A 10,731-nucleotide genomic window follows, 5' to 3' on the forward strand; every position below is an offset into this window, starting at 1 on the left:
ATCGTCACAGGAGGTGCGGAAGAACCTATCTCGTTGTTTCAACACGATCCGGACAGAGCCTCCCGCACACGTTGGCCGCGAAGACGGAGATGTCTTTCGAAGGCGCGGGCTGGTAAGTGTTCGGTCGCAAGACCCGGGAGACCCCGTTTTGACGACAGAAACCATCATCGTGGTCGATGACCATCCTGTGTTTCGTGACGGATTGAGCGCCCTTATCGGGCGGAGGCTGCCGCTGGCGACGGTGGTCGCGAGCGATACGCTGGAGGATGCGCTTGCCACTGCAAGGCGCGGCACCAAGCCGCCCTCCATGTTCCTGCTCGACCTATTCTTCTCTCGGCACAGCATCATGGAGACGCTTCCGGCCCTTCGTCAGGAGTTCCGGCAATCGTCCATCGTCATCATCTCCATGACCGACGAGTTGGCAACGGTGGATGCGGCCATGGCCTGCGGCATCAACGGTTTCATCAACAAGGCGGTGTCGCCGGAGGCCATGATCGAGGCGATCGAGGCCGTGCGGAATGGCGATGTGGTGCTGCTGCTGCCGGATAGCGCCGGCGGCAAGGCGGAGGTGAAGCCGGTGACACTGACCGATCGCCAATCGGCCGTTCTCATGCTGATTGCCGAGGGCAAGAGCAACAAGGAAATCGGCATCGAGCTCGGCATATCCCCGTTCACCGTGCGGATCCACGTGTCGGCCCTGTTCCGCTCGCTCGGTGTCGCCTCGCGGGCCGCGGCCGTTGCCAAAGGTGCTGCCGAAGGGTTGCTGGTGACGCGCTAGCCATAGAGCATTTCTAGCCGAAGCAGAATTGCTTCGGCGTCGGACAATGCGGCAAAAACAACAGACGAGAGCACTTCCCGCTACGAGAGCGCGGCTTCCCCGGTCGTCCTTCCTTCGGCTTCCATGGCTGCGGCCGTGATGACGGAGCGTAGTTCGGCGGGGCGCACCGGCTTCGACAGGATGGGGATGTCATCGTCGCCGAGTTCGTCGCGAACGCGGCCGGGGTCGTGGCCGCTCATGACCACGGCCGGGACCAGCCGCCCGAGCATCCGGCGCACGGCCTTGATGCAGTCGCTTCCGGTCGTGCCTTCGCCGAGGTCGAAATCGGCGATGACGAGATCGCAGGGTGCAACCTCGGTGGGAACGCCGGTTTCCGCCTGCACCTCGCAGCCCCATTTCCGCAGAAGGCTTGCGGTCGCGCATAGCACGGCACCGTCATCTTCCACCAGCAGAATGCGCAGGCCGTCTATGCCCGGTGTCGCTTGCGCGGTGCGGACCGCACGGCGCGGGACCGGGGCATCGCGGGAAGAGATCACCAGCCCGGCCAGCGTCACGCTGGTTCCGCGCCCCGGCGTCGAGCGCAGCCTGACTTTCATGTCCATCAGCTGGGCCAGCCGCTTGACGATCGACAGGCCGAGACCGACGCCCTCGATATCGCGGTCGCCCCGCGCGCGCACCTGATAGAACTCCTCGAAAACCCGTTGCTGATGCTCCGGCGAAATGCCGGGTCCCTGGTCGTAGACCTGCACCGAAAGCATAGCGTTTTCACGCCGGCAGCCGATCATGATGGCGCGGCCCGGTGCATATTTGATCGCGTTGCTGACGATGTTCTGCAGCATGGTCGTCAGAAGCGCACGATCCGTGATGACGACGCTCTTGCAGTTGCTGACGCCGAGCTTGCAGTCGTTCGCCTGTGCCATGTCCGTGTTCTGCTGCAGCACGTCGTCGAGGATGTCGGCGATCGCGACGGCCTCGTAGCGTGGCACGACCTTGCCGCTGTCGAGCGTCGAGACGTCGAGGAGCGACTTGAAGAGGCGTGAGATACTCTGCAGCGAGCGGTCGATGTTGTCGACCATGCCCAGCTCGCTCTGCCGCAGATCGGCATCGCGGAGGCAGGCGGTAAAGAGGCTGATGGCGTGGACGGGCTGGCGGAGATCGTGGCTGGCCTGCGCCAGAAAGCGGGATTTCGAAAGGTTGGCTTCCCGCGCCGCAATGTAGGCCCGGTGGACGCGCTTCATGAGCACGAAAATATAAGCCGGCACCAGAACGGCCGTCGCGATCAGGGTCACCACGATATAGGGGTTCTGCCGCATGTAATCATTGAACACGGCGGCAACGGCAATCGAGGCCAGCGCCATCACCGTCGAGGCGATCAGGATGCGCGGTCCGAACCGCAACCCGTTGCCGACGGTGACCCAAAGGAGAAGTGCAAAGAGCGGCAACATGCCCGCGCCGCCATTGGCCAACGTATAGGTCAGCGCCGGTATGTCGCAGACGATGGCGATCGTCCGCCGCCAGGGCTGGTCGCCCGGATGCGTCTTCATCCACCACCAGACCGCACAGGAGAACGGCAGATAGATCACGAAGAGCAACAGGATACCCGGCGGCAGATCCCGCCAGTAGCCCACAAGCGTGCCCGGCACGACGGTGACGAAGGCGATACCGGAGACGATGATCCGCACCACCGCCTGCTTCAGGTCTTCACCCTCTTCCTGGCCGGTGGACGATGCCGAAAGCCTCTCGAGCGCCCGGCCCCAGCCGGTATTCGCGCGGTCTGTCGATACCATGTCGCCCCCTGTTGTCGGTCCGTCACAGGTTTTTTCTGCGCTTGCAGGGGTACAATCCATGTAAGGCGGAAGCAACCTTTTCAGGAGGCTAGAAGGGCGCTTTCAAGACCTCATCTCAAAGGTGGGATGTCGATGGTCGCGAAGACAGATGCGAAGTGGGATGCTTACGGAACGGTCTGCGGATCGTCGGTCAGGGTATCGGACGTCTGTCGCTATCGCTGCAGGCGCTCTTGCGTCTCCTTGTCGAAGACATGGAATCTCGCGCCCTCAAACGAAAGGTGTACCTGCTCGCCCGGAGCCAGCGACACGCGTGATCGCAGGACGACGATAATCTCCTGTCCGCCCAGCCGCACCGCCAGATGCGTTTCGGACCCGGTCGGCTCTACGACGATCACCTCTGCCGGAATGCCGTTGGCCTCTGCGATGCCGATGTCCTCCGGACGGACGCCGACGATGACAGATTTTCCGTCCGCATTTCGATAGCCGTTGGCAAGCGGTACGCGGCCGGCACCACCCAGTTCCAGAAAGCGTCCGTCCTCACCGATGATGACGCCGTCGAGGAAGTTCATGGCGGGCGATCCGAGGAAGCCGGCGACGAAGACGTTTTTCGGGTGGTCGTAGAGTTCCAGCGGCGTGCCGATCTGCTCGATATGGCCGCCCTGCATGACGACGATCTTGTCGGCCATGGTCATGGCTTCGATCTGGTCATGGGTGACGTAGACGATCGTCGTCTTCAAGCGCTGATGCAGGGCCTTGATCTCGGCGCGCATCTTGACGCGCAGCTTGGCATCGAGATTGGACAGCGGCTCGTCGAACAGGAAGACCTTGGGATCGCGCACGATGGCGCGGCCCATGGCGACGCGCTGGCGCTGACCGCCCGAAAGCTGGGCCGGTTTGCGCTGCAAAAGCGGCTCCAGCCCGAGAATGCCGGCGGCATGGTCCACCTTGCGCTTGATCTCCTCCTTGCGGGCGCCGGCCAGCTCAAGCGCAAAACCCATGTTCTGCGCCACGGTCATCTGCGGATAGAGCGCATAGTTCTGGAAAACCATCGCGATATCCCGGTCCTTCGGCTCCAGCCCGTTCACCACGCGCCCGTCGATGCTGATCGTGCCGCCGGTAATGAACTCAAGGCCCGCAAGCATGCGCAGCAGCGTCGATTTTCCGCAGCCGGACGGACCAACGAGGATGACGAACTCCCCGTCTGCGATGTCGATATCGACACCGTGGAGCACGGGATGGGCGCCGTAGGATTTGCGGACGTCGCGGATCTGGACGGTCGACATGGCGGTTCCCTTCCTATCGCTTCGGCCGGATGCGGATGGCGAGGTTCGGCTTGCCCGGCAGTTCCACGGCAAAGGCCGCATCCGGCCGGCGCGGGCGGAGCGAAGCACCGTGCCGGGTCGGATGATTGGCGGGCGCATCGACGATGGTCGCAGGCGTCACCGTCATCGCCCACGTATCGATGACATCGACCTCGTAATCGCCCATCTCCTGCGGCAGGCCCGGTGCCCAGATGACGGGCTGGTGCTCGCCGAGATAGATATAGGTAACATCGCCATCGGTCGCGCCGGACACGCGGCTCCATGGCCAGTTCGCCTCGCGCGCGATGGGGGTCAGCCCGCCCTTCACATCCTCTTCCAAAAGGTCACGCAAGAAGCCGATGCGCTGCCAGGCGTCCCCATGCAGCACGCCGCCCTTTGCCCACCAGAGAATGTCCTCCGGGTGCATGAAGGTTTCACCGTGCCCGGCATAGCCGCCGCGCAGCATGGTAATCCAGTACCGGTGCACCAGCTCGCGGGCCGAGATATTGCCCCAGGAGAGCATGATATTGCCCTCGTATTCCGGCTCGTCGTTGACGACGGGCTTTCCATAGGCCTCGCGCCATTCCTGCGTGCGCTTCACATCCCAGTTCTGAATACAGACATGGCTGACCCACGGGCGGCGGTGGTCGTAATTGGCGTTCACGTCGCCGTTGTGAATGGATTTCAGGTGGCGGTAGGGGTCGTTCTCCTCGATGATCTGGAAGTAGCGATCCCACTGGCCCATCGGCTTGGTATCGAGGAGGAAGTCGTACTCGTTGGCCAGCGACCACCAGATATTGCGATAGGCTGCAAGACGGGCCGTGAGATAGGCAACGTAGCGATAGTCCTGCTCGGCGCTCATGTCGCAATAACCCCAGCGATCATAGGGATGGAAGATGATGATATCGGCCTCGATGCCGAGATCGCCGAGCGCCTTCACCTGGTTTTCGAAATGACGGAAGCTTTCGGGGTTCGGCCGGTCGAAATCGAGTTCCCCTTCCGCATCCCGCTCGTAGACGTCATGCAGCGGTTCGTTGATGTTGAACGGATAGTCCTTCGGGAAGACCCCCATGCGTATCTTGTTGAAACGCGCCTGCTTCAGCGTTTCCAGCGTCTTGGCCTGAAGGTCCAGCGGCTGGTGCGTCCAGGCGTAGCAGGTGGTGCCGAAGGAAAGATACGGCGTGCCATCGGCATGCGCGAAGTGGAACGTATTGGCCACCTGGACCGGCCCATGAACATCGGGTCTTGCCGGGCCGACGGTAAAGGTGCCGGACGTTCCGTCGAGTGCGGGCGCGGAGGAGCGCGTCACATAGGACCATTCCCCTTCATTGTCCGGCATAAAACGGATCTTGTAGACGCCGTCGCCATCATAGAAGCCCGGCACGCGAACGGTGCGGCTCTTCTGGCTGAAGTGGGCCTCGAGAGTGACCTCGACGAAGGGGTTGCCGGAGGAGGGGCCGTTCAGGCTGGCTTCGAACAGGTCCCATTTGGCGATGGTGGTATCGGTCATATCTGCGTCCTTGATGTCTGTTTCAGCCCTTGACCGCGCCGGAGGTAAGTCCCGACACGAAATAGCGCTGGAAGATGAGGTAGACGATGGCGGCGGGCAGCACCGTCATGACGATGGCGGCATTGAGCTGGCCGTAATCTCGTGAGAATTGCCCTTGGAAGGCGGACAGGCCAAGGGGGAGGGTCCACATGTCCCGATCCTGCAGGAGGACGAGCGCCATGGCGAACTCGTTCCAGGTGGACACGAAGTCGAGGATCAGGAGAGCGGCGAGCACAGGCAGCGACACCGGCAGGAAGATCCGCCGGAAGATCACGAAATGCGAGGCGCCATCGATGCGGGCGGCTTCGCTGAGTTCCTTCGGAATGCCGCGGAAGAAGCTCTGGAGGATGAAGACCTGATAGGGAATGCCGAAGGCGAGGTAAGGCAGGATGACGCCGGGATAGGTGTCGATCAGGTGCAGGCCGTTCACCAGCGTGAAGAGCGGCGCCAGCATGACCTGAAACGGGATCATCGTTCCGAACAGAATGGCGAGCAGCAACATCTTGCGTCCTGCGAACTCGATCTTCGCCAGAGCATAAGCGGCCATGGCCGAGATGAAGAGACCGAGCGGCACCTTGATGGCGGTAATGATGACGCTGTTGAAGAAGGTCGTGTTGAAGCGGCCGCGATCCCAGGCACCGGAATAATTGGCGAACTTCGGATCGACCGGAGGCGCGAACGCGCTGGAACTCATGACGGCCGCATTGGACTTCAGCGAGGTGAAGACGATGAAGACGAAGGGCGCGACCCAGATCAGCGCGACCAAGGCGAGCGTGGCCCAGAGCGCAACGAGAACCCAGTCCCGCTGTGGCTTTTCCAGGGTGTTGTCGTGGATGGAGGCGGACATCATCGTCATTCCTCGTTCTCCTCGGATTTCCGTGTCCAGCGCAGGTAGGGGATGACCACGGAGAGGGTGATGAGCAGGAGGACGACCGAGATGGCGCTGCCGCGACCGAAGTCGAAGATCTGCATGGACTGGGTAAAGGCCCAGAGCGCCAGCATCTGCGTCGATTGCGCCGGCCCGCCGCCTGTCAGACCGTAGATGATGTCGAACGCCTTGAGCGAGGAAATGATGGCGAGCACCAGAACGATGGTGATGGTGGGCTTCAGCGCCGGGAAGGTGACGTGACGAAACACTTTCCAGCGGCCAGCGCCATCGATGCGCGCGGCCTCGATCAGCGTCTTGCTGACGCCCTGCAAGCCGGCGAGAAACAGCACCATGGAAAAGCCGACGGTCTGCCAGAGATAGGCGACGAAGGCGGAATAAAGCGCAATGTTGCGATTTCCCAGCCAATCCTGGATCCAGCTCTGGAGGCCCATGGACGTCAGGACCTGGCCGAACAATCCGAAAAAGGGATCGTACATCCAGCGCCACATGGTGGCGACCGCGATGGGGGCGATGATGACGGGGAGATAGAAGATCGCCCGCAGCCCATTGCGCCCAAAGATCGGCTGGTTGACACCGAGCGCCAGCAGAAGCCCGACGAGCGGAGGGAAGATGGTCGACAGGATCGTCCAGATGACCGTGTTGCGGAACGCACCCCAGAACACCGGATCCTTCGTGAAGATGTCGACGTAGTTGCTGAAGCCCACGAATTCCTTGGTCGCATCGAGCCCATTCCATCGTTGGAAGCTTAAGGTCACGACGTCGATCATGGGGTAAATGGCAAACACCGCGTAGATGACGATCGCCGGGGCAATCAGCATCGCGGCCTGCGTGCGCTGGTCTGAGAAGATCGATCTGGACGTCATGAGACACTCCAAGCACTTACGAAGGCGGGCCAAGCACTACGAAGGCGGGCCATGCGGTGCGCAGGCAATCAGTGCGGAACGCAGGCGATGTGACAGAAGGGAGGGAGAGCCGGCCCCCTCAAGGAACCGGCTCGGGATGACGCCTAGCGCCGGTTGTCGATGAAGGTCTGAAGCTGGCCGCCGGCGTCTGCCGCCGCCATGTTGCCGCTCGCCACCTCGTTGATGACGCGGAAATACTCCGTCGTCACGTCGAGCGGGAACGCCTGGTCGCCGTTCATGTAGACCTGCGTATAGGTGTTGAAGATATCGACCCACTTCTTGTCGAGAGGACGCAGATCCTTGTAGGCGACGTTCTTGTTGATCGAGGTCGTGCTGAACTGCCCGAGGCTCGCCTGCTGCACCGGTGTCGACATGAAATAGTCGAGGAACTTGGCAGCCGTATCCGGGTTTTTGCTCTTGCTGCTGATGTAGTGATACTCGGCAAAGCCGTAGAGCCGGTTGGTGCCGGTGGGGAAGGGGAAAACATCGTAGTCGTCGAGGTTTCCAGCTTCCGCAAGCTGCTGCACGAGCCAGTCACCCTCCAGCATCATCGCCGCGCGGCCGCCGACGAAGAGATTGAACGACTGGGCATTGTCGATGCCCATGAACGGGCTGAGAATGTAGTTCTTGCTCCACGTGTCGAGCTCGGCGAAGGAGGCCGCCGCGCAGGGCTCGGTCTTCCAGCTCGTTTTCATGTTCATCAGGGCATCATGCTTTTCGATGCCGCACTTGGACTCCAGGATGACGTCCATCAGGCGCATCAGGTGCCAGTTCACCGTGCCGCCGAAGGTGATGGCCGGAATGCCAGCGGCCTTCAGCTTCTCGGCGTCCGCGACCAGCTCGTCATAGTTTTTCGGTGCTTCGGTAATGCCGGCCTGCGTGAAGAGCGCCTTGTTGTAGTAGAGCGCCTCGCCCTTGAACGTGAAGGGCACGCCGTGGCGACCACCCTCGTAGATCTTGGAGAAGGAAGCGGCTGCCGGAACGAGCTCGTCGTCCCACTTGTACTGCGCGTAGTATGTGTCGAGCGGCAGGCTGAGGCCGGCCTTGATATATTCGCCGCCGAGTCCGAGGCCCGCCCAGCTGAAGAAGATGTCGGGCCCACGGTCCGACCCTGCAGCCACCCGAAGGGCCGTCTTGTGGTCATCGACGCCGCGCGTGACGATCTCGACGTTCACGCCGGGATTGGCAGCCTCGAAATCGGAGGCGATCTTCTGCATGGCGGCGTTCGACGCCTCCGAGCTGAAATTCAGCGTCCAGAGCGTAACGTCTTCGGCCAGAGCCACGCCGCTGCACATCGCCAACGTCGCGAGCATGGTGCCCGTCCGCAACGCGTTCGTGATCATTCTCATGGTGTCCTCCCTTGGTGTTTCCTCATCCTCGCCGTCTTTTAGACTGTCAGAGCCTCGGTTTGTCAACCTGAATTCTGTCAGCTATGACAAAAGTCATACGAAAACGGAATTGTGATCACCGCACTTATGTCATAGAAGATGTGTGGTCGAGCGTAGGGGCCTGGGGGATTTTCCGTCCGGGCACCTCTCCCTCGACGGAATATGAGTGCTTTCAGATGGACGGCGGGGCCAGCCAACGGCATATCGATCATCGAGGCAAGCCCGCACGGGCAGGGGGAAAGACGCGATATGGCCAATATGATCAGCGGCGGCCTGCGGGGCCTTCTCGACGAGCGTCAGGTCGATACGCCGGTGGCGCGGGTCGTCCGCGCCCTGAGCGGGCACGGCGCCGTCAGCGCCGCGCAGATCGCCCGCACGACGGGCCTTGCCCGATCGACCGTCTCGACGATCCTCGCGGACCTCAAGCGATCGAGCCTTGTCGTAGAAGTGGAAACGCGCAGCCCCGGCATCGGACGGCCGGCGCTTGCGCATTCGCTCAATCCGGAGGCCGGAACCTGTCTTGGCGTCCTGCTGGGGCGCAACGAATTGCGGGTGGTACTGGCCGACGTCGCCCACAATATCGTTGCGGATGTCGCCATTCCGCTCGAGCGGGATTACAAACCGGAACGAGCGACGCGTATGGCCAAGCAGGCGATCGACAACATCTACAAGGAGCACAGTCTCCCATATTCCGGGCTCCTCGGCGTAGGTTTTGCCGTCTCCGCTCCGATCGCTGCCAGCGGGCGGATCATGCGGGGCTCGCAGCTTCCGGGCTGGCAGGGGGTCGATCTGCGCGCGACGTTCGAGCCCGTCCTGCAGAAACCGATCTTTGCGGACAATGAGAGCAACTGCGCGGCCTTGGCCGAAATGATGTGGGGTGCTGCCGCGGGTTTCGAGAATTTCGTGCTGTTCAAGCTCGACCTTGGCATCGGCGGCGCGATCGTCGCCAACGGCAAGGTGCTGACGGGAGCTGCCGGCACGGCGGGGGAATTCGGCCATATGGTCCTCGATCCGCGTGGCGATCTCTGCACCTGCGGCAATCGCGGCTGCATGGAGCTTTCCTGCAGCGGAACGGCGGTTCTCGGCATCGCGGAACGACGCCTTTCACGCAGCATCGGCATGGCGGAGTTCGTGAAGACGGCACAGGCCGGCGACGTCGGATTCCAGCGCCTGCTGGAAGATGCCGGTGAGGCCGCAGGACGCGGACTTGCGACTGTCGGAACCATTCTCAATCCCGGCCTTTTCGTCATCAGCGGCGGAATGGCGGCGGCGGGCGAAATGCTTCTCGCGCCGATCCGCTCGGCCTACGCCCGGCATACGCTGGTCAAGCCCGGCGACGGCGAAGGCGCCAATCCCGCCTTCGTAACGGGCCGCTTTCTCGATAACGACAACTGCATGGGCGCGGTCGGCCTTGTCCTGCGGCATCACGGACGGCTGACGTGAACGTCCGGCGTGTCGAGACAGGAAACCCGCGAGCCACCAACCGCTTGATGATCGCCATCCGCGCTTGCGGTCGTGCCACAACTTGACTCCCAGACGTCCTCCAGATTCGGGGAGTGTGACATTCCAACTTTGCAGAAACAGGACACTTTAACTTTGCGGTGGAGAAGCTAACCCAAGTGCATCATGCCTGATTTGGAGGATATTGGATCAGCTGCCTTCCTGCAAATGCGCTGTAAACACCTCGGTTGGCGTCCTGTATCCAAGACATTTGCGCGGCTGATTGTTGATATGGTGCGTGAGGTGTAGAAGGTCGCGCTGTGAAACAACTGCCAGATCTGTGGTGCCAGGCAGGTAGCGCCGAATGCGCTTGTTGGTGTTTTCGACGGTGCCTTTTTGCCAAGGTGCACTTGGGTCGCAAAACCAACTACACGCTCCGATCCCATCTTCCAAAGCCCTGAACCCGGCAAACTCGGTACCGCGATCAAATGTGAAGCTTTGACGTGCGAATGCCGGTAAAGGCGAAAACGCTCTGATGATCTTGTCCATGATCGGGCGCGAGTGTCGGCTCGGATTCTTGATGAGAACGGCATAGCGGATCGTGGTCGAGTAGCTATGCCATTCGGCTTCGCCCTCACAGATCCGGGCGGGCGGATTTCCCGCACCCGGCTCTTCCCGAGAGTAACCCGCGTCATCT

At 61.8% G+C, this 10,731-nt stretch carries 9 protein-coding genes; 2 read left to right on the plus strand and 7 right to left on the minus strand.

The window, feature by feature from the left end; all coding sequences use genetic code 11:
* Positions 1-148 precede the first annotated feature (148 nt).
* Positions 149-778, plus strand: a complete 630-nt coding sequence (locus C8J33_RS23080) for a LuxR C-terminal-related transcriptional regulator (RefSeq protein WP_132665486.1) — start codon at positions 149-151, stop codon at positions 776-778.
* Between the two features lie 80 nt (positions 779-858).
* On the opposite strand, the gene C8J33_RS23085 is transcribed toward C8J33_RS23080, so the two are convergent.
* From C8J33_RS23085 to C8J33_RS23110, 6 genes are all read right to left on the minus strand, one after another.
* Entirely contained in the window at positions 859-2,565 is a 1,707-nt protein-coding gene (locus C8J33_RS23085) for a hybrid sensor histidine kinase/response regulator (RefSeq protein WP_132665487.1), read from the minus strand.
* 212 nt (positions 2,566-2,777) lie between these two features.
* Positions 2,778-3,848, minus strand: coding sequence for an ABC transporter ATP-binding protein (locus C8J33_RS23090; RefSeq protein WP_132665488.1), 1,071 nt, complete (start codon positions 3,846-3,848; stop codon positions 2,778-2,780).
* A 13-nt stretch (positions 3,849-3,861) separates the two neighbouring features.
* A complete protein-coding gene (locus C8J33_RS23095; RefSeq protein ID WP_132665489.1) occupies positions 3,862-5,376 on the minus strand; it encodes a DUF5060 domain-containing protein in 1,515 nt (504 codons plus the stop codon).
* A gap of 22 nt (positions 5,377-5,398) precedes the next feature.
* Positions 5,399-6,271 (minus strand): carbohydrate ABC transporter permease, encoded by an 873-nt coding sequence (locus C8J33_RS23100; protein ID WP_132448297.1) that lies wholly within the window; start codon positions 6,269-6,271, stop codon positions 5,399-5,401.
* Positions 6,268-7,167, minus strand: coding sequence for a carbohydrate ABC transporter permease (locus C8J33_RS23105; RefSeq protein WP_132448298.1), 900 nt, complete (start codon positions 7,165-7,167; stop codon positions 6,268-6,270). The genes C8J33_RS23100 and C8J33_RS23105 overlap by 4 nt, the downstream gene beginning before the upstream one ends.
* A 143-nt stretch (positions 7,168-7,310) precedes the next feature.
* On the minus strand, positions 7,311-8,519 hold the full coding sequence (locus C8J33_RS23110) for an ABC transporter substrate-binding protein (RefSeq protein ID WP_422038946.1): 1,209 nt from the start codon (positions 8,517-8,519) through the stop codon (positions 7,311-7,313).
* A gap of 324 nt (positions 8,520-8,843) precedes the next feature.
* Here C8J33_RS23110 and C8J33_RS23115 point away from each other — a divergent pair, with 324 nt between their 5' ends.
* Positions 8,844-10,037, plus strand: a complete 1,194-nt coding sequence (locus C8J33_RS23115) for an ROK family transcriptional regulator (protein WP_110808196.1) — start codon at positions 8,844-8,846, stop codon at positions 10,035-10,037.
* A 207-nt stretch (positions 10,038-10,244) separates the two neighbouring features.
* Here the strand turns inward: C8J33_RS23115 and C8J33_RS23120 are convergent.
* The coding region (locus C8J33_RS23120) for an IS30 family transposase (protein ID WP_245507254.1) at positions 10,245-10,731 on the minus strand (487 nt) is incomplete at its 5' end.

This window comes from Rhizobium sp. PP-CC-3G-465, from assembly GCF_004343445.1.
GTDB classification, from domain to species: domain Bacteria; phylum Pseudomonadota; class Alphaproteobacteria; order Rhizobiales; family Rhizobiaceae; genus Ferranicluibacter; species Ferranicluibacter rubi.

Bases quoted from the DNA above. Each gene is read 5' to 3' on its own strand.
- C8J33_RS23085 (WP_132665487.1), bottom strand. From the start codon at position 2,565: ATGGTATCGACAGACCGCGCGAATACCGGCTGGGGCCGGGCGCTCGAG.
- C8J33_RS23090 (WP_132665488.1), bottom strand. From the start codon at position 3,848: ATGTCGACCGTCCAGATCCGCGACGTCCGCAAATCCTACGGCGCCCAT.
- C8J33_RS23095 (WP_132665489.1), bottom strand. From the start codon at position 5,376: ATGACCGATACCACCATCGCCAAATGGGACCTGTTCGAAGCCAGCCTG.
- C8J33_RS23100 (WP_132448297.1), bottom strand. From the start codon at position 6,271: ATGACGATGATGTCCGCCTCCATCCACGACAACACCCTGGAAAAGCCA.
- C8J33_RS23105 (WP_132448298.1), bottom strand. From the start codon at position 7,167: ATGACGTCCAGATCGATCTTCTCAGACCAGCGCACGCAGGCCGCGATG.
- C8J33_RS23110 (WP_422038946.1), bottom strand. From the start codon at position 8,519: ATGCTCGCGACGTTGGCGATGTGCAGCGGCGTGGCTCTGGCCGAAGAC.
- C8J33_RS23115 (WP_110808196.1), top strand. From the start codon at position 8,844: ATGGCCAATATGATCAGCGGCGGCCTGCGGGGCCTTCTCGACGAGCGT.